The sequence below is a fragment of the Shewanella sp. MBTL60-112-B2 genome (genome assembly GCF_019655055.1).
GTDB lineage: Bacteria > Pseudomonadota > Gammaproteobacteria > Enterobacterales > Shewanellaceae > Shewanella.
Window position 1 is genome coordinate 60,271 of record NZ_BPFA01000002.1, and the last position, 25,971, is coordinate 86,241.

The following is a 25,971-nucleotide window of genomic DNA, read 5'->3' on the forward strand; positions in this document are numbered from 1 at the left end:
AAGATGTTGGTTCTCCTTGTCGAAGATAACCGCCTGTTGGCGAAAAATATCATTCAGTATCTCGAGCTCAATGAGATTGAATGTGACTATGCGGAGACTCTAGAGCGTGCTGAGGAAAGAATATTTAACAGCACTTTTGATGCAATAATCTTAGATCTTAATTTACCCGATGGTGATGGTATTACTGCATGCCAGAAGTGGAAAGAGCAATGTATTATGGCTCCAATCATTATGCTGACAGCTCGAAGTAATTTACAAGATAGACTCTCGGGCTTTGAGGCTGGAGCCGACGACTATTTGGTTAAACCTTTTGCACTGGCGGAGTTAGTTGCACGGCTTAAGGTTGTATCTCAACGGCGTCCATCACCTAAACGACTTGCTATCGGTGATCTCGAGTTTGATTTTGGTGCTCATCAGGTATATCGCCAAGGTCAGGAGCTTATTTTGTCTCGTACGGGGTGGCAGATCCTCTCTTTCCTAGCAAGGAGAAGCCCTGAAACTGTTGAGCGTGAAGAAATAGAGCGCGTACTCTGGCCCGATAGCCTACCCGATAGCGACAGCCTAAGAAGTCATATGCATCTGTTACGAAAAGTCGTCGACAAACCCTTTGAGCAGAATCTTATTCATACTATTCGCGGTGTTGGTTTGTGTTTAAGAGTTGAGCATGATGAAGCCTAAACTGAGTTTGAAGCGTGTATATCAGGTTTATGGCTTATGTTTCCTAGCAATTACTCTGATTATAAACTTCCTTATTCCCCTATGCATGATGTGCGCGGGAATGTTAAGCATGCATGAAATTACCATGAGAAATGCAGCCCAAGCTGCAGAAAACTATGCAAGTGCTAACCAAAATGTGATTGAAACTGAAAACATCACTGTGTACACCCGTTGGGAGCTAGTACCAGATCAAGTTAAGGCGATCAATGGTGGCTTGCCGCCAGACCAGGCGCTAGATGTTAAACATCAGCATTCAGATGGGGAGTTTATTGATGGTCTGATGCGCTACTCTACTGATAAGGGGCAGGACTATTATGTCTGGTTGCATTATAACGCCACTCACGCATTAGAATTTGCTCCGAAGAACATGGCAGCAATTCTTTTGTTAGTCATCATGACATTTTCGGTAAACGCCATACTTGCCTGGTATCTGCAGCGCCGGGTGATCTTACCGGTTCATCAGATCAGCGCTGCTATTAAGCAACACGATTGGCAGGGGATGCAGCAGCTTAGATTCCCAAATCAATGTTACGCAGAGCTGCAATCTATTGTCGATGCGCTGGACAGCTCGATTAAGCAGCTTAAAGAGGCTCAGCAAAGAGAGCTATCTTTCCTACGTTTTGCCAGTCATGAGCTAAGAACACCGATTGCAATATGCCAGTCATCATTTGAAATTTTATCTCTGCAGCAAGGGGAACTTACTGGGCCAACCTTGCATGCTAGCCAAGCGACAACTCAGATGAAATCAATCACAGAGACGCTGCTTTGGTTAATGAGTTCAGACTGTAGTCCAATGAATTGCTGTGATGTGAAGTTGTCACATTTACTGGCGAGCATAGTCGATGATCAAAAGTATGCCCAAGGTAGTGATATTAATGTTGACTTGATCTGCGATGAAACCGAGCTTTACGTGCTTAAAGAGCCTCTGACGATTGTGTTGAATAACTTGATCCGAAATAGTTTAGAGCACGGTGCTAAGGGGATTGTCATTGAGCAAGCTGGGAACCGAATTGATATCGTTAATCCGTTATCAAAACATAATAGCAGCGGTTTTGGTTTAGGTTTGATGTTGGTTGAAAGGCTAACTAAGCAGCTCAATTGGGATTACTCAACAGTAAATGATGATAATTACTTTAGGGCAACAATCATTATCCACACTCGTCAGTAGAGTAAGTGGATAAATAATATTGTGATCAGGATAAGTATTGTGGTCGTTATTTGATACTTGTCAGAATTATATTGTTAAATGTGGTTTAGATATTTGAAGTGGTAATTATTTACCATACATTTTGTGACGTATAACTTATTGTTAAAGATAAATGCTGATGTGCCAATAGCAATTGCATTGGGTATTAAATGTGTGCTTTTTCTCATAGCGGTTCATTTATTGAACTTAAATTGGGTTATTTATTAAAACTACTGCTCATTACCACACTGTTTTGAATCAACGAAATATTATAGTGACCAATGTCACTTCATAATCTTTGTTATAGGTTAATCTTTGTTTAGGTTTTAAATAAAAACTTTCGTCATTGTTCTTACTCAAATTTTATGTGGGCTAGTGTGCATCACACAGTTATATAAAGGAATGGAAATGATTAATAAACATAAGTTGAAACTAAGCTCTTTGGCTGTAGCCTTAAGCTGTGCAATTGTTCCTATGGCTTCTTTCAGCGCTATGGCTGAAACAATTAGTCTAACAGGTAAAGATCTTACTATTGAGCAATTGCTTAAAGTTCAGAGTGGCGAAGCCGATGTCACTGTCAGCAAAAAAGGCAAGCAGAACATCCAAGACAGTTTTGATCTTTTAATGGACTCTGCTCGCCAAGGCACTCCTGTTTATGGTCTAACCGTTGGTGTGGGCAAGAACAAGGACACTGAAGTTTTTGGTAAAGACGGTAAGATGTCTGATGAGGCGGTAAAGCTGTCTGAAGACTTCAACCGCGACATGCTATTCACTCATGCTGCAGCGTCGGGCGAACCAATTGACCAAGCCGTTGTGCGTATGGCGATGACTATTCGTCTAAACCAGATTGCTACTGGCCATGTTGGCGTGCAACCAGACGTTGCTCGCTTGTACGAGCAGTTCGTTAATAAGAACATTATTCCAGTTGTGCCATCTGATGGTTCAGTAGGTTTGTCTGACATTCTACTTGCTTCGCACATTGGCGCAGCGATGATGGGTGAGCATGAAGTTTTCTACAAAGGCGAACGTATGCCTGCTGCTAAGGCATTAAAAGCAGCCGGTGTTAAGCCTTTAGTTCCTTTCGGAAAAGATGGATTATCTATTCTTTCGAATAACGCGCTATCAACTGCGCAGTTAGTTCATGCTATGGGGCAAGCAGAACAGTTAATCGAATTCTCTCCAAAGCTTATTGCAGCAGGTCTAGAGTCTATTAATGGCAACATCAGCCCAATCTTACCGCATACGCTAGATGCTCGTCCTATGCCACACGTGCAAGACGTAGGTAATGACATTCTTAAAAATCTTGAAGGCGGCTATTTGTTTGAGCGTGATGAAAAGCGCCCGTTACAAGATAGTTTATCGTTCCGCGGAGCGCACTGGCCTGTAGCCAATGCTATTAGCCAATACGATAGTCTTGAAGAGTTGGTACATATTCAAATTAACAGCTCTGACGATAACCCAACGGTATACTTGAATGCTAAGCAATCACGCTTCAACAAGTATCCTCAAGTTGAGCAGTACTTCACTGATGGCAAGGTATCGGGCGCGATTAACTCGTCAGCTAACTTCGATACTATTCAGCTAGCGACGACAACTGAAGCGTTCAGCATCGCAATGGCTCAGCTAGGTAAGTATTCATCTAATCGTCAAATTAAGATGATTGACCCATATTTTACTGGTTTACCACGTGCGCTTGTGAACCCTGACGACACTAACGGCCAGAGCTTCTATACGCTACAAAATGGCTTCACAGCATTGTTTGTTGATATCGCTCACGCATCTAACCCTGTGTCTTTCTATGGCCAGGCTAACCAAGGTGGTATCGAAGATAACTTCAGTAACTTCCACCAGGCTTCTAAGAACCTAACCACAGTTGTTGATGGTGTTTCTTACATCTACGCATTTGAGTTAATGACTTATGGCCAAGCGTTAGATCTGCAGAAGAAAGTGCATGACCGTGACTTGTCTGATGCAAACAAGACGTTATTAAAAGACTTACGTGAAACAGTTAAATTCTATGCTGATGATACACGTACTTTCACTGTAGATATCGAAGCATCACAAAAATTCTTAATGAAATACTAAAGATAAATAAATTATTTTCTAAATAAATTATTAGTCATTTAGAAAACTAAAAATACGAAAAAATAAGTAATTAAAAAATAAGACTGAATAAATGACATCAAGCTTTTAGCTTGATGTCATTTACCTATGAAAATTTTTAATAAAACCGTAATTAATTGTTCTGTGAACACTCATTACTTTTAAAGAGACCCCTATGAATTTCAAATTAAAAAAGTCAGCGCTAGGCGTAGCAATTGCCCTGCCTGTAATATTAGTTGGTTGTGCAGTAACAAGCGAAATGATCAAATCACAAGGTACGGCTAAAGGTCGACATGGTGATATTACTGTAGAAACAACGTTCGAAAATGGCCAAATCACAGCAATTGATATTGTAAAACAAAAAGAGAATAAAGTTTTATCTGCAGCTGTTTATAAAGACGTAAAGCAAGCAATTATTGATAACAATAGTGTCAATGTTGATGGGATCTCTGGGGCAACGGCCACTTCTGATGGTTTCAAGAAAGCGGTTGCTCAGTCGGCTGAACTTGCAGGCATAACACTGGTTGCGACTGCAGCAATCAATGGTAAAAAAGTTGATGCGCAGCCATCAGAATACACTTATGACGTTGTGGTAATTGGTGCTGGTGGTGCAGGTTTCTCTGCAGGCATCGAAGCGGTTGAGGCTGGCGTATCTGCTGTTATTATCGAAAAGCAGCCAATCATTGGTGGTAACTCACTTATCTCTGGCGCTGAAATGAACGTGGCGGGGAGTTGGGTTCAAAAAGGAATGGGCATCACTGATAGCAAAGAGTCGTTTATTGAAGATACGTTAAAGGGCGGCGACTATAAAGGTGATCCAGAGATGGTGCGCGTAATGGTCGATAATGCTGTTGAAGCGGCCGAATGGTTACGCGATGACATCAAAGTAGATTTCTATAAAGACCAAATCTTCCAGTTTGGTGGTCACTCAGTAAAACGTGCAGTAATCCCTAAAGGACACACTGGCGCAGAAGTATTAAGCAAGTTTGCTGTAAAGGCTGAAGAGATTGGTCTACCTGTTCACTTGAACACAACAGCAAAGAATCTTATCCAAGATGAGACTGGTCGCGTTGTCGGTGTTAAGGCGATGAAGAACGGTAAAGTTATTACTTACTACGCTAAGAAAGCCGTTGTAATGGCTGCGGGTGGTTTCGGTGCAAATATCGAAATGCGTAAGAAGTTTAACCCTGAATACGATGAACGTTACGGTACAACTAACCACTCTGGTGCTACGGGTGACGGTATCCTAATGTCTGAAGCGGTTAATGCTAAGACAGCTAACTTAGGCGAGATCCAAGCGTACCCAATTTGTAACCCTGAAACAGGTGCTATCGCGTTAATCGCCGATGCGCGTTTCTTTGGTGCAATTCTTGTTAACCAAGAAGGTAAGCGTTTTGTTGAAGAGCTAGAACGTCGTGATGTTATTTCTAACGCCATTCTGAATCAAACGGGCCAATACACTTATGTAATTTGGAACCAAAAAATCGATGATCTTGCGAAGACAATTGATATGCACCCGGGTGAATTCAGCGACCTACATTCTCGTGGTTTAATGTTTGAAGTTGACAGTATCGAAGAAGCCGCAGCTAAATTTAATATCCCATTAGCAGCTCTGCAAAGCACTATCAGCGATGTTAATCAATATGCGGCAACAGGCAAAGATTTAGCGTTTAACAACCGTGCAGGTCTTGTCGATATGTCTGAAGGTAAGTACTGGATCTTAAAGGCAACACCATCTGTGCACCACACTATGGGCGGTGTTGCGACAACGACTAAAGCAGAAGTATTAGACAACAGCGGTAAAATCATCAAAGGTTTATATGCTGCTGGTGAAGTGACTGGTTTGACTCATGGTTCTAACCGTCTTGGCGGTAATGCTTATACCGATATCATCGTCTTCGGTCGTATTGCAGGGCAACAGGCTGCTAAGCAATAATAAAAACATAATAAAGTAAGCCGATCACTGATGTGGTCGGCTTTTTTGTTTGTTCTACCTTCTTCAGGAATGTGTAATTGAATTCCTTAGAGAGACAATTCATGCAAAAAAGGCACCTTTCGGTGCCTTTGACTTTTGCAGGGGATGGAACTTATTGGGGGGCTAGGGACTAATTAACACCTCAGTTTTTTACATGGAAAAGCTATAAGCTAAAACCGTGATGCTGCATGACTTTCTGTGGGCTATGACAGGTTGCACAAGCTTCCTTGGCATCCTTAGCTGATTGCTTATCTTCACCGAAGTAAGCACCATTTAGCTCCATATGTGACATAGCAGCATCAGACAGGTACTTCTGGTGACAACTCATACATGCCGCAGCATCAGAAGAGGCGTACCAAGTTTGAACAGGATTTACCGTAGGGTCATTACCTTCGCTAGCAATAAAACTAGGTATTGCATGGGCTTGACCTGCGTTGCGACCTAGTTCGAAACCATACTTCAAGCCACCATAACCTTCGGTTGCAGAGTGACAAGTCGTACAATCTGTCTTAAGGATAGTGCCGCTGCCACCGTGGCCATTATCGTGCCCTTTAGCTTTGTGAGCCTTGTACATGAAGTTGGTTGACTTCTTTTCGCCCCAAGGTACTGGTTTACGATCCTGACCTGTAACATCTTTCAAACTCTTGTCGTTGGTATGGCAAGCAATACAGTTGACCCCATTTGAATCATGGTAGAACTCTTTGCTGTGACAGCCAAAACAGCTTGCTGTATCTACGATAGAACGGCGTTCGGCAACCTCTGCATCAGCATCGCTAAGTATGGCGCGATAAGCATCGGTCTGTACATATGCAGGGTAGGCATTGTCTGCATCACAAGTAGTACGCGTTGTGGTGCCGTCTTGGAAGCACACTTTAAGTACTGGCAAGATTTCTAAAGAACGAGTAGTTATATCGGTAGGAAGCTCTAATGTATAGGTCTTATCTACAGTAGTGTTTTCATCAATCTTATTAGGCTTGATTTTCTGTGTTGTAACGTGGAAAACACCATTAGCATAGGTAGTCGAACCATCACCCTTCAAGCTGAAGCGTCTATGATCGTATGTAGAACCAGTAGTTTCAGTATCAGAATCAGTCGACTTTGCATACTCAGGGTAGTCTTTTTCTACATCCCAGCTTACAACCATATAGGGATTGCTATAGCCTTTTTGATAGATTTCAGTATCTGTGACTACATTACCTTCGGGATCGGTAATTCTTACATCGAACTCCAATAGATTTTGGGCATTAATGACGACGTTTGAAACTGTTACATCGTAATTCTCTGCGGCTTCATAAGGTTTCTTATGATCGGTATGAACCGCTGCGCTGTGACAATCGGTACAGACAAGATCAGGGTTCTTATCTGACTTATGTTGTGCCGGTGAGTCAGTATGGCAACCCGTACAAGCATTAGCGTTGGCATTCGCCTGCCACAGATCTTTGTCTGCAAGTGTTTCATCTTCTACGTGACACGTCGCGCAATCCATAAAGGGCTTAGTTGGAAACGCTGGATAGTCGAAGGCGTGATCGCCGCCATAGCCAGCAATGGTATAAGGCATAGGCACTACATTACCTTCGGCGTTCTTGCCTTCACGGTTTGGTCCCATATGAATCGCATGCACCATATGGCCTAATTCAACCGATACCGCATTGGGATCTGACACTATACCGTTATGGCAAGACTGACAGTTTTCCATATCTAAGCGACGGCCACCGTGGGCCTTAAGGCTATCTGGTTGGTGACAGGTGTAGCAGGTTTCAAGGGTGACCAGATCGCGGGTTTCTACGCCTTCAGTCGTATTAGTTGCTGGGATCCAATCGTAATGGGCGTTTTCTGCAAGCTCATGACCCGAGTCATATTCAAACTGCATTTCAATGGCAATTCGTTGGGTTAAGGCGGAATCGAATACTATGCCGGCAGGATCGGTTGCACTGGTTAGGTTGGTGCTGAATGTATAGGTATAAGTGCCGTCTTTATGATCGACTAAACAGTCTGCACAATCTTTAATTTTCTCGAAACCTTGCTCAAATGTCGTTCCTGCGTCATTTGTCGTCTCATTAAGTAATGAAATCCATTGTTTTAGCTCGGAACCTTCATTAGTTTTTAGCTGAGCCAAAGAGAAACGGAAGTCGTGGAATTCGTTTTCTGCACTTAAGCCATGCAGGCCCACGCCTTGTTTATTTTCCAGTTCGAAATCGACTGTAATAATACCATCGGCATAACTGGCATTGTTGATATTAGCAATGGCTTCGCTTGCCATATCGATGTGTAAGCCTGAAGTACCTGGTTCACCACCGCCACCTGGTTGGCCGTCTTCACCGTTTTTTCCATCCTCACCATCTGAACAGCCAGAGATTAGAATTGCAGAACTAATCAATAGGGCTAACGATGTTTTTCTTTTCATTATCATCATCATACGTTCCTTTAAAGGGAAACCAATCTTGGTTGATGAAATGTTAGTAATCTTGTGTGGTTTTTGATATGAGATTGATCACCTTTACCGTGTGATACCTATTTAGTTGTATATCTTGTTACGGTGTTGGTGGGTAGTAATTTATTTTGTGTTGATGCGGTTGTTTTGGTGTTTAGCTTTGCGGGTGGGTGCTGCTTTAGACGTATGTGGCTGTTTTTAATATCTGGAAATGTAAATTTCAAATTTTGCAAATCTAAAAAATAGTGTTTTTTAGGGGCTGTAAATACTATGCATGAGTCACAAAATTGAGTATTTGCTAATGTTAGGTTCACGAAAGTTGATGTCGTATATAACTAAGCTTAGAGGATTGGTCTAAATTATTGGTTAATGACTTGAGAGTTTAATCTAAGATTTTGATTTGAGGGCGAATGAATAAGATAAGCGTTAATAACCTGTTCGATATTCAAGTATTCGTTTTACTGTATGAATCACTTAATGCTACCTCTGTGAGCCAAACTTTAGGGGTGCCTAGCTCTAAGGTTAGTCGAAGCTTGAAGTCGCTTAGGCATTCACTGAATGCTCCGCTGTTTATACGTAAGCAGCAGGGCTTTGAACGCAGTGATTTGGCGAATGATATCTATCCTAGAATGAAGCGCATCGTCGATTTAGCTAAACAGTGTGAACATATGGACACCCACGCTCAAGGCGCTCGAAAGCGGGAGCTGGTGATAGCTTGCCCCTCTTCTTTGTCGTTAAACCTATTGAGCAAGCTTCAGCAAAAATCAGCAGAACAAGATCAAAGCTATATATTTCACCTTAAACCCTGTAGCAGCAATGTCGTAGAGTTACTAAAGCAGCAACATGTTGATATCGCAGTTACATCGAGTGCCTATAACACTGAGCAGTTGTCTTCGAGTTTAATCACTAAGTCAGACACTTATGTGCTGGTGGCTAGGCGTGAACACCCATTGTTCAGTTGTAATAAATCACTGGCTATTGACGACATTTGTGATTTTCCCTATATCAGTTTTTCTAATCACGAGCTTAATGATGCTATTGACCCTATTGAGTCCTACGCCTTAGATACAGAGCGAGATTTACACTTGGTGTTGAAGGTCTGCTTCTTGGCTGACCTTATGCTAGAGCTGGAGCAGAGTGATGCGGTTTCACTGTTAAATCACTCAGATGCAATAGCATTTCTCTGTCAGCGTGGAAATATATCTGCTTTGAGGTTGGATGATGATTTGAGTCGGCAGATTAACCTCAGGAGTGGTCAGTGTCATTACTATCTGACACAAATGCGCAGTGACCGCAGCTATCCGGATTGGGTGGGCGATGAGGTTGAGCGTTATATAAGGGCAAATGTTATCTCAAAAGCAGGAGGTCACTCTTGAAGAAGTTAGCGAGTATTCATCTCAGCACTATTGAGGTTTTCTGCCAGTTATACCTTAAAAATAGTACTAAGGATGTAGCGACTAGCTTAGGCTTATCACAGCCTAAAGTCAGTCGTGCACTAAATGGGTTAAGGGATGTATTTAATGACCCCTTGTTTGTTCGTAAGAATAATAAGTTGGTCCCGACTGAACTCACTCATACCCTATACGATGCATTCGCTGAAATCTTGTCTTGTGCGAACTCGATAGAAAATGATGCTATTAACAGTGTTGTTATCCCTGAGCCTCCCATCGTTATTAGTACCGTTCCTCAATTAGAGGTTGGCTTAGCTCAGCAAGTCATTGAGGAGGCTGAGCACAGTAGCGTGAATCCCAACCTTGCTATCTCTACGGTGGCTTGGTCTGAAAGAAGTGAGCAGCAGTTGATTGATGGAGAGATCGACGCTGCAATTTGCTTTAAACCTTCAACTAGAAAAGAGTTATTATCTAAATCGGTTATTCAGCACCGAGGTGGTCATCTTATTGCTCGTGCTGAGCATCCAATTTGGAGTTGCCCTAGCATAGACAAGATGATTGATTACCCTGCGGTCAAACTGGTAACTATGCCATTTCCTGCCAATAAATCTCCCATTGGAGTTTATGCAAAGGCGCAGGGTAAGCCAATGCAGGTTTATGCAACAGCGCCAGATCTGGGTAGTGCGGCGAGTAGTCTGTTAAATTCAGATGCATTGATGATCATCGGAGTCCAAGGAGCGGTAGATTTTTTATCGAGTATTAATGGCTTACGGGCGCGAAAGATGGATTACTCAGAAGATAGGTATTTACTGGAAGGCTTTTCTTATCCAACTGTGTACCTGTGGCTTAAGCGTTCATTAGATGGAAAAGTATTGGCGCCCTTGTGGCTTCAGCAAACCTTAGAGTCCTATATCGTCAATGCTCATAAGTAGCTGAATGGTTTAAGCTAAGCTAAACATTACTTCAGAGCTTTCTCCTCCTAGCTGATGTAGTGCTATAATGCGCGATTATTGCACTTCACCGATATATCTTCCTTCGATGTAGATAATGCTAACCACCATTTTGTGGTTTAGGCAAAGAGTCGGGCATTTTTCAGGTAGACACTTAAGCCTATAGGGCAATAACTGTCTTTATTTAAAGTTGGATAATTAGTTTATGTCAGTTAGACAAATCAATCGCACCTTCTCAATTGCTCCCATGCTGGATTGGACCGATAAGCATTACCGCTATTTTGCGCGGCTTATGTCTTCTCAGACCCTGCTATATACAGAGATGGTGACAACGGGCGCGATTTTACATGGACGAGGTGATTACCTAGCTTATAACCAAGAAGAGCACCCGTTAGCATTGCAGCTTGGTGGATCGAATCCAGTCGATCTTGCAGCTTGTGCCAAGCTCGCAGCCGAGCGCGGTTACGATGAGATTAACCTTAACGTCGGCTGCCCATCGGATAGAGTGCAGAATGGTCGCTTTGGTGCTTGTTTGATGGCTGAACCTGAGCTGGTGGCCGAATGTGTGACGGCCATGAAACAAGTGGTGGATATACCGGTCACAGTTAAGACCCGTATCGGTATCGATGAGCAAGATAGCTATGAGTTTTTGACTCAGTTTATCGATACAGTTAAAGCGGCAGGCTGTGAAGAGTTTATCATCCATGCACGTAAGGCTTGGCTTCAAGGCTTAAGTCCGAAAGAGAATCGTGAAATCCCGCCATTAGATTATGAGCGTGTATACCAGCTTAAGCGTGATTACCCTGAGTTAAATATCTCGATTAACGGTGGTGTAAAGACGTTAGAGGAGTGTCAGACTCATTTGCAGCACCTTGACGGGGTAATGGTGGGCCGCGAAGCCTATCAAAATCCGTATATTCTAGCTGAAGTCGATCAGAAGTTATGTGGTATCGATGCACCAGTGATCAGTCGAGATGCTGTTTTAGAGAAACTACTTCCTTATATAGAGAAACATCTGCAGCAAGGTGGGCGCCTTAACCATATTTCTCGCCATATTATTGGTCTTTTCCAAGGTGAGGTTGGCTCGCGTGTATGGCGCCGATATATAAGCGAAAATGCTCATAAGCAAGGTGCTGGCATTGAGGTTATAACTCAGGCAAGAGCCGAGATGGACTCGGTTGTAAGCCTTTAATGACTCTCTATTAGTGAAATTGGCCAGAGCATGGTCAGTTTCACTAATTTCTTTTTATGTTTAAATATCACTCAGCTGCTAATCAATCCTTCCAATATAAAATTACAAAGCAAAACATGATCTTAATGATTTTTTGAAAAGTTGGCACACCACTTGTATTAGTTATCTTGTAATTAAGAATTCTTTAATTAACAACTTTTTATTTATAACAATGCAATTAGGCGAAACTCGAAAAGGAATCCATTATGTTTAACTCTACTGTATTAAAAACCGTTAAAGCTTCAGTATTTACTGCTCTACTTCTTGGTGTAAGTGCTACGACTTCTGCCCATGCAGAAACCTCTTTAGTTAGCGATGTGGCTAACAATATAGAGCAAAATATCTCTGCTCAGATGCAGGATATGATGGCAAAAGCTCAGACTGAGCTAAGTCTATCCATTCAAGCCCAGATGTCTGAAATGTTGTTTGATATTGAAAGCGAGCAGCAAGTCACTAGTGAGCAACTAGCAGCGGAAAATAAAGAACAGCCATTAGTGACAAGTGCGGTAGCTAAGGATTAATCATGTTGTTCTTAGCTCAGTTTATGATGCTGCTACTACTGCCGGTTATTAGTTTAGTGATGTTTGCTTGTTTGGTGTGCTCGTTAGAGTGGCATAAGTTGGAAGATTAATCGAAAGGGAGTTAGAAATGATGGATTTTGTAGAACGTTTAAAAGACCCTAGTTCATTGGTATGTGGTGTTTCCGCCGCGATGGCTGATAAGTTTGACTGGTCTTGCATGTGGACTCGTGTTGTTTGTGCAGTGGCTATATTCTGCAATCCAGCGATGGGATTATTGACCTATTTTGTATTGGCCTTAGTGTTACCTAAATGGGAAAAGCCTTATTAAGGCTGGCGCTTTAAAATAATGAGTAAAGAGGATATTTAAATGAGAGTACTCACTCCTTTGAAATACGTCACCTCAAGTCGTTATCAAGCGCATCATCATGCCGTGGTAATCGCAACAAAATGCGGATGCTAAATCACAACGTCTAGCATCCGCACTCAATGTCCTGCATAAGACTGTATTTAACAAGACTGCGCTAACGCTTTAAAAATGCAGCAAACCTTGCTTTAGCTTCATCACTTGCCAGCCTAGCCCCAAATTCGATAAGTTCTTTGTTCATCTGTGCTCGCACTTCTTCTTTGTTATAGCGAACTAACTTCTTGGTTGTTTGTAGCGAGATTGGTGGCAGCGCTGCTAATTGATGTGCCCGACTTAAAGCGTACTCAAAAATAGTATCACTGGTTATAACATCATTAATGAGACCATAGCTTTGGGCTTGAACAGCATTAAAGCTTTCACCTAACATTAATAGTTCGCTAGCTTTTGCCTGACCAACAACTTGAGGTAGTAATAGGCTTGCTCCAGCTTCAGGGACTAATGCAAGCTGCACGAATGGCAGTTGAAACTTGGCGCTTTGGTCTGCATAAACTAAATCACAATGCAGTAGCATAGTCGTGCCGATACCGACTGCGGCACCTGTGACGGCTGCTACGACAGGCTTTTGTAGATCTAATAGGCAGAAGAGAAAACGAAAAGCAGGATGTTCGGCACCTAAGCCACTATTTTGTAAGAAGTCCGCGACATCATTACCCGAAGTAAAACAATCAGCTTGGCCACGAAACATAAAGGCTCGAATTTCATTGTCCGACTCACCTTGGATAAGGTATTCTGTTAGCTGTGTATACATTTGTAGGTTAAGCGCATTGCGTTTATCCGGACGATTAAACGTAATTACCCTTACACCATTGTCGTCCCTAACTTGAATCGTGCTCATTCGTTATGTCCTCATTGTGCGAATTGGGTTTTACATGGAGTTTATGACATTGAAGCGAATATTCAAACAACTGTTTAACATCGGCTTGTTAAGTTGCCTTTCGTTCACGGCTATGGCGCAGGTAGTACTTGTTGATGGTTATGTCCGAGCGATGCCTGCAACTGTGCCAAACAGCGCCGCTTATATCACAATTGAAAACCATGGTGATGCCACCCGCTTGGTGGCTGTCGAGGCCCCTTTTGCTAAAGAAGCGCAGCTACACACTCTAATTGAAGAAAATGGCATGATAAAGATGCGCCAAGTTGAGGGTTTTGACATAGACTCTCATGGGAGCTTAGTGCTGTCTGAGTCGGGAAATCATATTATGCTCATGGGATTAACGTCACCTTTAGTCATCGACTCTACAGTTGATATGACACTAAAATTTGCCGATGGCACGACACAAAAAATTAGCCTGCAGGTTAAGAAACAAGCAGAGCAAAGCGATGGTGCACACCACCATCATCACCACTAAGGAGTCAGCACAATGCAGGTGACATGGAAGAAAGTCTTAGCAGCCGCGATTATTGTTTTCTTTATCGGCTATCTAGTTAGTGTTTGGTGGAGTGTAGAGCCGGATCCTATCGAGCAGAATATTTATAGTCAGGAAAATAGCAATAATGTTGTTGGTTATGCCACGACAACCTCGCTGATCCTAACTGTTGAAGCGCTACTGAATAAATCGGGCGGCTGGTTATCTAATGATGTTACACCTCCGTCTATCTTCATGGATAACATGCCTGCATTTGAGTTCGGAGCCATTGAACAGGCGCGAGACTTAGCGCTGATTATGCGCAAAGAGTTTAGTCGTTCGCAATCGCAATCTACCGCCGATAAAGATCTTCTCGCCGCGCATTCAAAACTCAATATTGAACACACTAGCTGGCTAGTGCCAAGTGCTGAAAGTGAGTACCGTGACGCGATTAAGCTACTTAAGCTTTATCGTGCACGCATGATGGCAACAGAAAACCAAGATGCACAGTTTTATGCTCGCGCCGATAACCTCAATGAATGGCTTAAAGAGGTGCAAAAGCGCTTGGGAAGTATGTCGCAACGCCTATCGGCGAGTGTGGGGCAGGAGCGTCTAAATACCGATTTATCTGGCGACAGTTCTGCAAGACAATCTACCCCTAGCTATGGCGCGCAAGAGATAAAAACCAGCTGGTGGAAAATTGATGATGTCTTTTATGAGACTCGTGGTGCAACTTGGGCACTACTGAATTTTATGAAGGCGATTGAAGTCGATTTTGCCGATGTATTACAAAAGAAAAATGCTCAGGTTAGTCTACGTCAGATTATTCGTGAGCTAGAAGAAACACAACAACCCGTTTGGAGCCCGATGATTTTAAATGGTTCAGGTTTTGGGGTTGTCGCTAATCACTCTTTGGTGATGGCAAACTACATCTCCCGCGCAAATGCTGCGGTTATCGATCTAACTAACTTATTGACTCAAGGTTAACTATGAAAAAGACGTTATTGGCGTGTGCACTATTAACTTCATTAGTGGGCACTTCTGCTCAAGCTGCTACCGTTGTTGGTTTTAAAATTGGCGGTGACTACTGGAAAGCTGATACCAATGGTACTTTTGCTGAAAAGGGTCAGCCACAGCAAGAGTTTAACTATAATTCATCTTCTCAAGGCAGTATCTGGGTTGCTGTTGAGCATCCAATTCCGCTAATTCCAAATGTTAAGATTAGACAAAACAGCTTAGAAGCCGATGGTAAGATGAGCGGTGCCGATTTTAATTATAATGGTCATAATTTTAAAGGTGACGTAAACAGCACTAGCGATCTTAGTAATACCGACTTCGTTCTTTATTACGAGATCTTAGATAACGATATCGTAGCGCTTGATCTTGGTGCGGCTTATAAGAAGATGGATGGTAAGTTCCGTGTTGCTGATGCGGGTCATCCAGAGACTAAAGATCTCGATAGCGGTATCGTGATGGGTTATGTCGATGCGCAGGTTGGTGTTCCAGGTCTTGGCCTATACGGTTTCGCTGACATCATGATGGGCGTCGATGAGTCTAGTGTTTATGACTACTCATTGGGTCTTGGTTGGAACTTCGATGGTGCGGCTCTAGACTACCGAATTCGTGCGGGCTACCGTGACTTTAAGTTTGACGTTAACGGCTTTGATGGCGTGACCGCTGATATGCAGTTTAAAGGTTACTTCGCTGGTGTTGAACTGGTCTTCTAAGAATTTAGTCTTTTACTAAGCCAGACTTTAAGAATCTAGGCTTTAATAATTTAGACTTTGAATTCCAGTTTAAACAACATAAAAAAACCGCCATTTGGCGGTTTTTTTTATTTTTACAGTATTAACAATAGGGATTTAGTTAGCCGTTGGAGCGACAAGACCATTGTTAATTGAGGCAACATCATCTTCGTTCAAGGTACCCGCAGCTTGCTTAAGCGCTAGGATTGAATTGATGTAGCCATAACGTGCATCAGACAGCTTACGTTTTGAATCGTATAAGTCACGTGTACGGTTTAATACATCAACGATGGTACGTGTACCCACTTCGAAACCAGCCTGAGTTGCTTTCAATGCACTCTCTGAAGAGATTACTGACTGCTCATAAGCACGGATTGAACTGATAGATGCACCGACGTTGTTAAAGTTATTACGAACATTTTTAACAACTTGGCGATGAGTCTGTTCAAGCTTCTCGCTTGCTTCTACGTATTGGTATTGAGCTTGGTTTACACGAGAAGAAACTTTGAAGCCTTCGAAAATTGGAATGCTTAGGGTTACACCCACAGTGCCGTTATCGAAATCAGGCTTGCTAATATCGCCTTGCTCTTGCTCGATACCTTTCTGGTAACCAGCGTTTAAGCTTAGCGATGGCATGTGACCCGCTTTATAAAGCGTGATGGTCTCTTCGGCGATATCTTTACCGATACGCGTAGTCATCAAGTCAACGCTGTTAGTTTCAGCCATCTTGATCCACTCAGATGAAGACGCTGGCGCAACCGATGTTGCTGAGAAACGGTTAGTATCAAGGATATTGATGCTCTTGTGATCGATACCTGTGATTTCACGTAATGCTTCGTAGCTGTTTGCTAGAGTGTTTTCAGCTAAGATTTCAGTCGCGTTAGCCAAGTCATATTGCGCTTGTGCTTCATGTACGTCGGTAATCGCAGTAAGACCTACAGCAAAACGTTGCTTAGTCTGTTCAAGCTGACGCTCAATTGCGCGTTTTTCAGAGCCTTGGAACTCGTAGTTATCTTTGGCCGTTAGTACGTCAAAGTAAGCATTAGTTACACGAATAATCAGGCTTTGTAACGCAGAGGCGTATGCCGAGTCTGCTTGAGAAGCGGCTTTTTCCGCTAGGCTTAAGCCAACCCATGCGCTGTGATCGTAAATGACTTGATTTAGAGTAACGCCACCAACAATACCGCTGCTGTCATCACTTGGGTCATTCCATGCTTTATCGTAACCGATATTGGCACTGATAGTAGGCAGTAGTGGAGCGCGATTTTCTTCAATCTGTTCATACAAGGCATCGCGTTGAGCTTTAGCTTGTAGCGCAATAGGATCGCTGGTCAATGCTTGTTGATATATTTGTAGAAGGTCATCGGCGTGAGCTACTTGCGTTGTTGCTGCAAGGGTTAATGCGGCACATAGAGAACGGATCTTGAATTTCATTTGCTGTCCTTTTAGACAAAATTCTCCATTGAGGAGCTAATTTAACTTGTTATGTTTAGCCTTGCCTTACAATTTCTCATAGGCAGTAAGGCGGTTTGCGCTTCCCGACGCTTCCCAATACATCTAAACTTAGTGGGTTAAATATTAAAAATGTACAAATTCTAAGTCAACTAAGAAGTGTAACAGTTTTTTTTGCTTATGATTAGTACTGCTTTCATCATAGTATTAATATTTTTGTTTGGCTTTATTGTGCCATTAATACCTTTATAAACAAGTATGTTTAGGACGAGAAATGAACAACACATTTAATCGTAATGATGTCGAGTTATTGGGTAAGAAGACCCTGTATAAAGGCTTCTTTAAAATGGACGAGTATCGCTTTAAGCATCGCTTATTTAACGGTGGCTGGAGTGAAGAAGTTTGTCGTGAAGTATTTGAGCGTGGCCATGCTGTAGTGGTACTGCCCTACGATCCCATAACGGATCAGGTTGTATTGATAGAACAGATCCGTATAGCTGTACTTGAAAGCGGCAAAAGCCCTTGGTTACTGGAGTTGGTTGCGGGCATGATCGATAGTGGCCAGACGTCAGCCGAGGCCGCTTGCCGTGAACTACAAGAAGAAGCGGGCTTGGTTGCTCAAGAGTTGACCAAAGTAAATGAATTCTTTTCAAGTCCGGGCGGAACCAGTGAGCGTTTTGACTTTTACTGGGCTAAAGTTTGCGCCGCACAGGCAAAGGGAGTTCATGGGTTAGAGGATGAGCAGGAAGATATTCGAGTGCATGTATTACCACGAGAGCTGGCTTACCAGATGGTAGCAACGGGGCGAATTGATAATGCCTCCACGGTCATAGGCTTGTTATGGCTGCAATTAAATTATCAAGAAATCAGTAAGCGGAACGCTTAACGCTAAGCAGCCCTTGTGGTGAATTGAAGTTAGAGAGAGTTAGGATAGAGTTGTGTCAAACCTTGAGTACGCCAAAAAAAATAAGTATCAGCCTAATGTCAGCCAGTTCTTGGCACTTTGTGGCCGCAATTATATGCATATTCAAAGGTGGCTGACTCTTGAGCCCTGCGAAGGTATGCAATGGCGAGTCAAAGGAGAGTTCGGTCAATTAGATGTTTGCCTGCTAGAAAACACTAGATATACCCAGTTAGTGCAGATTTCTCGCTGCGTTGGGGAGAATGAGTGGCTAACAACTCCAAAAGTTTCGGTACGCATTTACCATGATGCTAAATTAGCAGAAGTGTTAACTAGTCAACAGATTTACCAATTGCGACCAGTGTATGATTATCCAAATATGCATATGCATCATCGGGATGAAAAGTACCAAGTCAATGCTTTTCTAGAAGAGTTATTGAAGATAGATAACTTAACTAAGTTCGTCAGTTAATCTGATTATTAGGTAATTAATTTGTTGAAAGCGGCTATCTCTTATTCAATTTCTGAAGTTGAGAGTGTGAGAATTGTGCAAGTCACAGATCCTCACTTGTTTGCCGATCCCGAAGCCCAGCTATTAGGGGTCAATACAGCCCAAAGTCTTGGTGCTGTGCTAAATACCATTTCTGCGGTTAATTACCCCGCACACTTAATGCTAGCCACTGGTGATATTAGCCAGGATTACTCAAACGAGTCATATCACAGCTTCGTTAAAGCGATAGAGCCTGTAAATTTACCTTGTCATTACCTCCCGGGTAACCATGACGACCCACGCATTATGAGTTTACATATGCAAGGGCCTAAGATTTTTGCTCAAAAGCGTATTTTGGCGGGAAATTGGCAGATCATTATGTTGGACTCTACCGTAAGGGAGCGTCCAGGCGGGCATATGTCTGATTCTGAGCTAGAACTTATCGACAGTGCGATAAAAGCTGAGCCCGATCGCCATGTACTGCTAGTGATGCACCACAACCCGATTTTGACTGGGTGTAATTGGCTAGATCAGCATTGCATGGATAATGGTCAAAGCTTTATAGCAAGAGTCGAGCATTACCCGCAAGTAAAGGGATTACTCTGGGGCCATGTTCACCAAAGCATAGACACTAAGCATATGGGACCACATGGACCGCTACATTTGATGGCAACACCGTCAACCTGTATTCAGTTTAAGCCTAAGTCGCCCTATTTTGCACTAGACGCACTGCAGCCAGGCTATCGTTTGCTGGAGCTTAAGTCTGATGGTAGCATTCTTACTAATGTTTACCGGGTGCCTGGTGAATCATTTTCACCAGATAAAAATGCAGGCGGTTATTAGCTAAGAGAAACCGCAGTGTGAGGAAGTATGCTGCTATATATACATGGATTTAATAGTTCTCCCCTTTCAGATAAAGGTTTAGTGACCGCCCGATTTATGGCGCAGAACTATCCAAATTTACATTTTCAACAACCGCAACTACCCAGTGAGCCACTCGAAGCGATGGCACTGCTGATTGGTATTGTTGAAAAGGCAAAAAAAGAGGGGCAGCCTCTTACCTATATTGGCTCTTCCTTAGGTGGTTATTTCGCAAGTTATTTGGCGGAAACATATGGTGGCCGCGCAGTTTTAATCAATCCTGCGGTAAAACCTTTCGAACTGTTTGATGAATTCATTGGCACTCAGTACAATCCCTATACGGATGAAACCTACCAAGTTGTTGCTGAACACAAGCAGGACGTGGCGCGATACAATACGCCCGCAATAATCAATCCCGATCGCTTTTATGTGCTGTTACAGACAGGCGATGAAGTGCTCGACTATAAACAGGCCGTGCAGAAATATCACTGTTGTAAGCTCTTAATAGAACCCGGTGGAGACCATAGCTTTATAGGTTATGACACCCAGCTCGCTTCTATCTGTGAATATCTGTTTTCTTGACAAATAGACCCGTAGGGCCGCAACATGGCCTGAATAACAAAATAAAATGTGTGCCATGACAAACCAATACACTTCAGATGCTATTGAAGTCCTAAATGGACTCGACCCTGTTAAACGTCGCCCCGGTATGTATACCGATACTTCGCGCCCAAACCACTTAGGACAGGAAGTCATAGATAATAGTGTCGACGAGGCATTGGCCGGCCATGCCAGTCGTATCGACGTTATTTTACATGCCGACAACTCATTAGAAGTTATCGATGACGGCCGTGGTATGCCTGTCGATATTCACCCTGAAGAGGGGATCCCTGGTGTCGAGCTTATTCTGACTAAGCTGCATGCGGGTGGTAAATTTTCCAATAAAAACTATCAGTTCTCGGGTGGTCTTCACGGTGTGGGGATCTCAGTGGTCAACGCGCTTTCGAGCCGTGTTGAAATCACCGTTCGCCGTAATGCTGAAGTGTATGAGATGGCCTTTGAGCATGGTGAGAAAGTCGAAGACTTGCATGTAACTGGCACCTGTGGTCGTCGCAATACCGGCACAAGCGTTCACTTTTGGCCTGATGCGAGTTATTTTGACTCGGGTAATTTCTCGATCAGCAAGCTGACCTATTTACTTAAAGCCAAGGCAGTACTTTGCCCCGGTCTACGGATTAAATTTGTTAATAAGCAGACCAATGAAACCCAAGAGTGGTTTTATGAAAGTGGCTTAGAAGATTACTTAAGATCGTCATTTAAAGGGGTGCCAACCCTACCAGAAGTGCCATTCGTTGGCAGTTTCGCTGGTAACTTAGAAGCCGCAGATTGGGCGATAACTTGGCTACCCGAAGGCGGTGAGTATCTTAACGAAAGTTATGTAAACCTTATTCCTACACCACTTGGTGGTACTCACGTTAATGGATTTAGACAGGGCTTGCTCGAGTCTATGCGTGAATTCTGTGAGTTTAGAAACTTAATGCCGCGTGGTATCAAGTTAACCCCTGAAGATATCTGGGACCGCAGTACCTTTATTTTATCGATCAAGATGCAAGATCCGCAGTTTGCAGGGCAAACAAAAGAGAAACTTTCAAGCAGACAGTGTGCGGCGTTTGTGTCGGGCATCGTACGCGATGCGTTTAGTCTTTGGTTAAACACCAATACAGAGCAAGCCGAAGCCTTAGCCGATATGTGTATTAACAATGCACAAAAACGTTTAAAGGCGGCTAAGAAGGTGGCGCGTAAACGCATTACTTCGGGCCCAGCTCTACCTGGTAAATTAACCGACTGTAGCGGACAAGATCCTATGCGTGGCGAGCTATTCCTAGTGGAGGGTGACTCTGCTGGTGGTAGTGCTAAGCAGGCTCGCGATCGTGAATTCCAGGCGATTATGCCGCTACGTGGTAAGATTTTGAATACTTGGGAAGTTGATGCCTCTCAGGTGTTAGCCTCGCAAGAAGTGCATGATATCTCGGTAGCCATTGGTTGTGACCCAGATAGCAGCGATATCTCTGAATTGAGATATGGCAAAATCTGTATCCTCGCCGATGCGGACTCGGATGGTTTGCATATTGCGACCTTGTTATGCGCCTTGTTTATGAAACATTACCGAGTGTTAGTGGAGCAAGGGCATATCTATGTTGCTATGCCGCCACTGTTCCGTGTTGATATCGGTAAAGATGTATTTTACGCCCTAGATGAGGCTGAAAAAAACGGTATTCTTGATAGAATAACCGCAGAAAAACGAAAAGGAAAAGTCCAGGTTACACGATTTAAGGGATTGGGTGAGATGAATCCATTGCAACTACGTGAAACTACGATGGACCCCAATACGCGTCGACTAGTGCAACTTACCATCGATGACGCCGAGGATACTTTGGCGCTTATGGATATGCTTTTAGCCAAGAAACGTTCTGGTGACAGAAAGACTTGGCTAGAGACTAAGGGTGATCTCGCCCAGCTCTAGTCGGCAATAAAAGATTATAATCAGACAAAAGAATAATAATGACGTTTGAAAACTATCGAAATCAATTAGCCGTTGGGATATCGCTACTTTGCGCGAACTTTATCTTAAGTTGTAGCGCATTTGCAGCCGAACCTGTGATGATCACTGTATCGAAAGGCTTTGGCTTAACCTTATATGCCTCTGCTCTAGGTGACGCTAAACAGCTGGCGGTCGGTGACAATGGCACTCTGTTTGTTGGCTCATATCGAGACGGTAGTATTACCGCCTTAGTTGATGATAACAATGATGGCCGGGTTGATAAGCGTTATGTGATTGCCAAAGGTTTAGATTACCCTGAAGCAATCGCGTTTCATGATGGTGCTTTATACGTCGCAGAACAGGAGCGTATCTTACGCTTCAATCAAATCGAGTCTCGTCTACGTAGGCCGGGACGCCCGAAAGAGGTTTACGACCGATTACCGGGCAATAGTAAGAAAAGTCGCCGCGCGATGCAGTTTGGTCCCGATGGGCTGTTATATATTGCTATCGGTGCGCCATGTAATGTTTGTGAGACTGAGGTGCCATATAGCAGCATCGTAGCAATAGATGTTGAAACCGGTGACAGCGAGCAGATAGTTAGCGGTGTGCGCAAGGTATTGGCTTTTGACTGGGCTGTCGAAGATAACACCCTGTGGTTTGCCGATCTTGGCCGTGATTGGATGGGCGATAACTTACCTCCAGATGAGATTAACAAAGTCGAGCGTAAGGGAAGTCACTTTGGTTTCCCTTATATTCATGCCACTGACATTGTTGAGCCGGCTTACGATAAACCCCTAAACCTAAAAGTGGTGCCTCCAACTTATGAGTTACCCGCTCATGTTGGTGCCAAGGGACTACATTTTTACCGCGGTACCCAGTTTCCAGAGCGTTTCCATAACCAGATGTTCGTTGCCGAAAACGGCTCTTGGAACCGTTCGAGTAAGGTCGGCTATCAAGTCGTGATGTTAGAGATTGAAAATGGCCAAGTAGCCAAAAGAAGTACTGTAGTGAGTTTTCTAGACGGAGAGTTTCCCGTCGCTAGACCATATGCATTGGTCACAGCACCCGATGGTGCTATGTATATTTCTGATGATCTAAAGGGCAACGTCTACCGTTTGTTCTATAAAGAGTCAGCAAAAAATCAGTCACAGGATAATGATTAATGAGTGATGCGATAGATTTAAGCCTTGATGGCGTCGAGCAAATGCCTCTACGCCGCTTCACGGAAGAGGCATATCTGAACTATTCCATGTACGTAATCATGGATCGTGCATTGCCGCATATTGGTGATGGACTCAAGCCAGTTCAGAGACGTATTGTCTATGCCATGAGTGAGCTAGGCTTATCGGCTCAATCCAAACATAAGAAATCAGCGCGTACCGTCGGTGACGTGTTAGGTAAATATCACCCTCACGGTGACAGTGCCTGTTATGAAGCCATGGTATTAATGGCGCAGCCATTCTCGTATCGCTATCCACTGGTTGATGGTCAAGGTAACTGGGGTGCTCCCGACGACCCTAAGTCGTTTGCGGCAATGCGTTATACCGAAGCTAGACTGTCTAAGTTCTCGGAAGTTTTACTTAGCGAGCTAGGTCAAGGTACCGTGGATTGGGGCGTTAACTTCGACGGTACCATGAAAGAGCCGTTAGTATTGCCAGCGCGATTACCGCATATCTTACTTAATGGTATTACTGGCATCGCGGTCGGTATGGCAACAGATGTACCACCTCATAATGCTAAAGAGTTAGTGGGCGCCTGTGTTGAGCTTTTGGATAACCCAAAGGCAGACTTGCCACGTCTGATGGAATTTGTTCCAGGGCCAGACTATCCAACCGAAGCTGAGATTATCACTCCAGCAGCCGATATCGCTAAAATTTACCAAACTGGCCGAGGTTCGATTAAGGCCCGCGCGGTTTATACCGTTGAAAATGGTGAAGTTGTTATTACTGCGCTGCCGCATCAAGCCAGTAGCGGTAAGATTTTAGAGCAGATAGCCAGCCAGATGCAGGCAAAGAAGTTACCTATGGTAACGGATTTGCGTGATGAATCGGATCATGAAAGCCCTGTTCGCATGGTGATTGTGCCTCGCTCTAATCGCGTCGATTGCGACCAGATGATGGCGCATCTCTTTGCGACAACAGATTTACAGAAAAGCTACCGAGTAAACTTAAACGTACTTGGACTAAATGGCCGTCCGCAAGTAAAAGGCTTACTAGAGCTATTAACTGAATGGCTGACGTTCAGAATGACTACGGTTAAGCGTCGTCTAGAGTATCGATTAGACAAGATTTTATCGAGACTGCATATTCTAGATGCCTTGATGGTTGCGTTTCTGAATATCGACGAAGTGATTGAGATTATTCGTTATAACGATGATCCAAAAGCGGAGTTAATTTCTCGATTTGATTTATCTGATAAGCAAGCTGATGCGATCTTAGATCTTAAGTTACGCCACTTAGCCAAGCTTGAAGAGTTTAAGATTAAAGCAGAGCAGAGCGAGCTTGAAGAAGAGCGAGATAAGTTACAATTACTGCTAAGTTCTGAACGTCGTATGAAGACGCTGATCAAGAAAGAGTTGATTAGAGATGGTGAAGACTATGGCGACGAACGTCGCTCACCACTGGTTGAACGTACTGAGTCTAGAGCGTTAACAGAGCAAGAGTTAGTACCTGTTGAATCAGTGACTGTTGTTTTATCAGAGAAAGGCTGGGTGCGTTGCGCTAAAGGCCATGAGGTTGATGGCAAGAGTTTGTCATATAAGGCGGGTGATAGCTTCTTGCGATCGGCTCAAGGGCGCAGTAATCAACCGAGCGTGTTTATTGACACCTCAGGTCGAGCGTTCGCCACAGAAACCCATACCTTGCCGTCAGCTCGTTCTCAGGGAGAACCTATTACCACTCGCTTCAATCTAGCTTCTGGAGCAACCATGGAGCACTTGTTACTGTCTGATGAGGAGCAGTGTTATTTATTAGCTTCTGATGCCGGTTACGGCTTTATATGCGCTAATAAGGACATGGTATCGCGTAACAAGGCTGGTAAGGCACTGCTGAGCCTACCAGCTAATGCTAAGGTGTTGTTGCCGCAGAGAGTCGATAAGTCAAAGGCTCAATCGATTTTAGCTATTACTAATGAAGGTCGAATGTTGCTGTTTTCTCTCGATGCGCTGCCGCAGTTGTCGAAGGGTAAGGGTAATAAGATCATCGGTATTCCTGGCGAGCGTGCTAAGAACCGTGAAGAGTTATTGCTGCATTTGAATGTGATCCCAGAAGACACCTCAGTTACCCTGTGGGCGGGTAAGCGTAAGCTAACCTTGAAACCGAGTGACTTAGAACATTATCGAGGTGAGCGCGGCCGTCGTGGTGCTAAGTTACCACGTGGTTTGCAGCGTGTAGACAGTGTAGAGCTCGGTGACGGTGAACCAGTACTTTAGTCGCTGAATTATCGCGTAGATAAAAAAATGCAGCCATTTGGCTGCATTTTTTATTTCTACGAGTTGAGCAATTATGCTACTTCGTAGAAGTTAGGTTCGATATCGACTTGTCTCTGGATGATCTGGGTCGCCATCTTGGCACATTTTCCACATTGATCCGCTACACCTAGGCGCTTTTTAACATCGGCTAACGACATATCACCTTGGCTAACGGCTTCTTTGATCTGTGTATCTGTGATTGCGTGGCAAAGACAAACGTACATGAAATATCATCT

Annotated in this window: 23 protein-coding genes; 19 read left to right on the plus strand and 4 right to left on the minus strand. The window is 43.5% G+C overall.

Annotated elements, in window-relative coordinates; all coding sequences use genetic code 11:
• The first annotated feature begins 3 nt into the window (after positions 1-3).
• From K5Q73_RS01530 to K5Q73_RS01545, 4 genes are all read left to right on the plus strand, one after another.
• Positions 4-678, plus strand: a complete 675-nt coding sequence (locus K5Q73_RS01530) for a response regulator transcription factor (protein ID WP_220765211.1) — start codon at positions 4-6, stop codon at positions 676-678.
• Positions 665-1,885, plus strand: coding sequence for a HAMP domain-containing sensor histidine kinase (locus K5Q73_RS01535; RefSeq protein WP_220765210.1), 1,221 nt, complete (start codon positions 665-667; stop codon positions 1,883-1,885). The genes K5Q73_RS01530 and K5Q73_RS01535 overlap by 14 nt, the downstream gene beginning before the upstream one ends.
• 426 nt (positions 1,886-2,311) lie before the next feature.
• Entirely contained in the window at positions 2,312-3,988 is a 1,677-nt protein-coding gene (locus K5Q73_RS01540; RefSeq protein WP_220765209.1) for an aromatic amino acid ammonia-lyase, read from the plus strand.
• A 193-nt stretch (positions 3,989-4,181) separates the two neighbouring features.
• The gene (locus K5Q73_RS01545) at positions 4,182-5,942 is read left to right on the plus strand and encodes a flavocytochrome c (protein WP_220758916.1); all 1,761 of its coding nucleotides are present in this window, start codon (positions 4,182-4,184) and stop codon (positions 5,940-5,942) included.
• A gap of 202 nt (positions 5,943-6,144) precedes the next feature.
• Here the strand turns inward: K5Q73_RS01545 and K5Q73_RS01550 are convergent, their stop codons facing one another.
• Positions 6,145-8,394 (minus strand): OmcA/MtrC family decaheme c-type cytochrome, encoded by a 2,250-nt coding sequence (locus K5Q73_RS01550; RefSeq protein WP_220758915.1) that lies wholly within the window; start codon positions 8,392-8,394, stop codon positions 6,145-6,147.
• A 428-nt stretch (positions 8,395-8,822) separates the two neighbouring features.
• Between K5Q73_RS01550 and K5Q73_RS01555 the strand changes: the two genes are divergently transcribed.
• The 5 genes from K5Q73_RS01555 to K5Q73_RS01575 all read left to right on the plus strand — a co-directional run bounded on the left by K5Q73_RS01555 (position 8,823) and on the right by K5Q73_RS01575 (position 12,833).
• Entirely contained in the window at positions 8,823-9,788 is a 966-nt protein-coding gene (locus K5Q73_RS01555) for a LysR family transcriptional regulator (RefSeq protein ID WP_220758914.1), read from the plus strand.
• Positions 9,785-10,735, plus strand: a complete 951-nt coding sequence (locus tag K5Q73_RS01560; protein WP_220758913.1) for a LysR family transcriptional regulator — start codon at positions 9,785-9,787, stop codon at positions 10,733-10,735. Before K5Q73_RS01555 ends, K5Q73_RS01560 begins: the two co-directional genes overlap by 4 nt.
• A gap of 223 nt (positions 10,736-10,958) precedes the next feature.
• Complete coding sequence (gene dusA / locus K5Q73_RS01565; protein ID WP_220758912.1) at positions 10,959-11,945, plus strand: tRNA dihydrouridine(20/20a) synthase DusA; 987 nt, start codon at positions 10,959-10,961, stop codon at positions 11,943-11,945.
• A gap of 245 nt (positions 11,946-12,190) precedes the next feature.
• Positions 12,191-12,505: a hypothetical protein gene (locus K5Q73_RS01570; protein ID WP_220758911.1), complete on the plus strand. Its 315-nt coding sequence runs from the start codon at positions 12,191-12,193 to the stop codon at positions 12,503-12,505.
• Between the two features lie 127 nt (positions 12,506-12,632).
• A complete protein-coding gene (locus K5Q73_RS01575) occupies positions 12,633-12,833 on the plus strand; it encodes a PspC domain-containing protein (protein ID WP_220758910.1) in 201 nt (66 codons plus the stop codon).
• Positions 12,834-13,026: 193 nt separating this feature from the next.
• Here K5Q73_RS01575 and K5Q73_RS01580 read toward each other — a convergent pair whose 3' ends face one another.
• The gene (locus K5Q73_RS01580) at positions 13,027-13,764 is read right to left on the minus strand and encodes an enoyl-CoA hydratase-related protein (RefSeq protein WP_220758909.1); all 738 of its coding nucleotides are present in this window, start codon (positions 13,762-13,764) and stop codon (positions 13,027-13,029) included.
• A gap of 34 nt (positions 13,765-13,798) precedes the next feature.
• On the opposite strand from K5Q73_RS01580, the gene K5Q73_RS01585 reads away from it, so the two are divergent.
• From K5Q73_RS01585 to K5Q73_RS01595, 3 genes are read left to right on the plus strand one after another with little or no spacing between them, the layout of a single operon-like run.
• Positions 13,799-14,278 carry a copper chaperone PCu(A)C gene (locus K5Q73_RS01585; RefSeq protein ID WP_220758908.1) on the plus strand — a complete coding sequence of 160 codons (480 nt, stop codon included), beginning with the start codon at positions 13,799-13,801 and terminating at the stop codon, positions 14,276-14,278.
• A gap of 12 nt (positions 14,279-14,290) precedes the next feature.
• Entirely contained in the window at positions 14,291-15,262 is a 972-nt protein-coding gene (locus K5Q73_RS01590; RefSeq protein ID WP_220758907.1) for a DUF2333 family protein, read from the plus strand.
• Between the two features lie 2 nt (positions 15,263-15,264).
• Positions 15,265-16,002, plus strand: a complete 738-nt coding sequence (locus K5Q73_RS01595; protein ID WP_220758906.1) for a TIGR04219 family outer membrane beta-barrel protein — start codon at positions 15,265-15,267, stop codon at positions 16,000-16,002.
• Between the two features lie 135 nt (positions 16,003-16,137).
• Here the strand turns inward: K5Q73_RS01595 and tolC are convergent, their stop codons facing one another.
• Positions 16,138-17,454 (minus strand): outer membrane channel protein TolC, encoded by a 1,317-nt coding sequence (gene tolC, locus K5Q73_RS01600; RefSeq protein WP_220758905.1) that lies wholly within the window; start codon positions 17,452-17,454, stop codon positions 16,138-16,140.
• Positions 17,455-17,746: 292 nt separating this feature from the next.
• Here tolC and nudF point away from each other — a divergent pair, with 292 nt between their 5' ends.
• From nudF to parC, 7 genes are read left to right on the plus strand one after another with little or no spacing between them, the layout of a single operon-like run.
• On the plus strand, positions 17,747-18,358 hold the full coding sequence (nudF, locus tag K5Q73_RS01605) for an ADP-ribose diphosphatase (protein WP_220758904.1): 612 nt from the start codon (positions 17,747-17,749) through the stop codon (positions 18,356-18,358).
• Positions 18,359-18,410: 52 nt separating this feature from the next.
• Entirely contained in the window at positions 18,411-18,845 is a 435-nt protein-coding gene (locus tag K5Q73_RS01610) for a DUF1249 domain-containing protein (RefSeq protein ID WP_220758903.1), read from the plus strand.
• Between the two features lie 21 nt (positions 18,846-18,866).
• A complete protein-coding gene (gene cpdA, locus K5Q73_RS01615; protein WP_220758902.1) occupies positions 18,867-19,706 on the plus strand; it encodes a 3',5'-cyclic-AMP phosphodiesterase in 840 nt (279 codons plus the stop codon).
• 27 nt (positions 19,707-19,733) lie between these two features.
• The gene (locus tag K5Q73_RS01620) at positions 19,734-20,306 is read left to right on the plus strand and encodes a YqiA/YcfP family alpha/beta fold hydrolase (protein ID WP_220758901.1); all 573 of its coding nucleotides are present in this window, start codon (positions 19,734-19,736) and stop codon (positions 20,304-20,306) included.
• 55 nt (positions 20,307-20,361) lie between these two features.
• Positions 20,362-22,248 carry a DNA topoisomerase IV subunit B gene (parE, locus tag K5Q73_RS01625; protein WP_220758900.1) on the plus strand — a complete coding sequence of 629 codons (1,887 nt, stop codon included), beginning with the start codon at positions 20,362-20,364 and terminating at the stop codon, positions 22,246-22,248.
• Positions 22,249-22,286: 38 nt separating this feature from the next.
• The gene (locus K5Q73_RS01630) at positions 22,287-23,429 is read left to right on the plus strand and encodes a sorbosone dehydrogenase family protein (RefSeq protein ID WP_220758899.1); all 1,143 of its coding nucleotides are present in this window, start codon (positions 22,287-22,289) and stop codon (positions 23,427-23,429) included.
• Positions 23,429-25,696, plus strand: coding sequence for a DNA topoisomerase IV subunit A (parC, locus tag K5Q73_RS01635; RefSeq protein WP_220758898.1), 2,268 nt, complete (start codon positions 23,429-23,431; stop codon positions 25,694-25,696). The genes K5Q73_RS01630 and parC overlap by 1 nt, the downstream gene beginning before the upstream one ends.
• Before the next feature lie 71 nt (positions 25,697-25,767).
• Here parC and K5Q73_RS01640 read toward each other — a convergent pair whose 3' ends face one another.
• Entirely contained in the window at positions 25,768-25,959 is a 192-nt protein-coding gene (locus tag K5Q73_RS01640) for a bacterioferritin-associated ferredoxin (protein ID WP_220758897.1), read from the minus strand.
• Between the last annotated feature and the right edge of the window lie 12 nt (positions 25,960-25,971).

Coding starts and splice junctions, on each gene's coding strand:
- K5Q73_RS01530 (WP_220765211.1), top strand. CDS start 4: ATGTTGGTTCTCCTTGTCGAAGATAACCGCCTGTTGGCGAAAAATATC.
- K5Q73_RS01535 (WP_220765210.1), top strand. CDS start 665: ATGATGAAGCCTAAACTGAGTTTGAAGCGTGTATATCAGGTTTATGGC.
- K5Q73_RS01540 (WP_220765209.1), top strand. CDS start 2,312: ATGATTAATAAACATAAGTTGAAACTAAGCTCTTTGGCTGTAGCCTTA.
- K5Q73_RS01545 (WP_220758916.1), top strand. CDS start 4,182: ATGAATTTCAAATTAAAAAAGTCAGCGCTAGGCGTAGCAATTGCCCTG.
- K5Q73_RS01550 (WP_220758915.1), bottom strand. CDS start 8,394: ATGATGATAATGAAAAGAAAAACATCGTTAGCCCTATTGATTAGTTCT.
- K5Q73_RS01555 (WP_220758914.1), top strand. CDS start 8,823: ATGAATAAGATAAGCGTTAATAACCTGTTCGATATTCAAGTATTCGTT.
- dusA (WP_220758912.1), top strand. CDS start 10,959: ATGTCAGTTAGACAAATCAATCGCACCTTCTCAATTGCTCCCATGCTG.
- K5Q73_RS01570 (WP_220758911.1), top strand. CDS start 12,191: ATGTTTAACTCTACTGTATTAAAAACCGTTAAAGCTTCAGTATTTACT.
- K5Q73_RS01575 (WP_220758910.1), top strand. CDS start 12,633: ATGATGGATTTTGTAGAACGTTTAAAAGACCCTAGTTCATTGGTATGT.
- K5Q73_RS01580 (WP_220758909.1), bottom strand. CDS start 13,764: ATGAGCACGATTCAAGTTAGGGACGACAATGGTGTAAGGGTAATTACG.
- K5Q73_RS01585 (WP_220758908.1), top strand. CDS start 13,799: ATGGAGTTTATGACATTGAAGCGAATATTCAAACAACTGTTTAACATC.
- K5Q73_RS01590 (WP_220758907.1), top strand. CDS start 14,291: ATGCAGGTGACATGGAAGAAAGTCTTAGCAGCCGCGATTATTGTTTTC.
- K5Q73_RS01595 (WP_220758906.1), top strand. CDS start 15,265: ATGAAAAAGACGTTATTGGCGTGTGCACTATTAACTTCATTAGTGGGC.
- tolC (WP_220758905.1), bottom strand. CDS start 17,454: ATGAAATTCAAGATCCGTTCTCTATGTGCCGCATTAACCCTTGCAGCA.
- nudF (WP_220758904.1), top strand. CDS start 17,747: ATGAACAACACATTTAATCGTAATGATGTCGAGTTATTGGGTAAGAAG.
- K5Q73_RS01620 (WP_220758901.1), top strand. CDS start 19,734: ATGCTGCTATATATACATGGATTTAATAGTTCTCCCCTTTCAGATAAA.
- parE (WP_220758900.1), top strand. CDS start 20,362: ATGACAAACCAATACACTTCAGATGCTATTGAAGTCCTAAATGGACTC.
- K5Q73_RS01630 (WP_220758899.1), top strand. CDS start 22,287: ATGACGTTTGAAAACTATCGAAATCAATTAGCCGTTGGGATATCGCTA.
- parC (WP_220758898.1), top strand. CDS start 23,429: ATGAGTGATGCGATAGATTTAAGCCTTGATGGCGTCGAGCAAATGCCT.
- K5Q73_RS01640 (WP_220758897.1), bottom strand. CDS start 25,959: ATGTACGTTTGTCTTTGCCACGCAATCACAGATACACAGATCAAAGAA.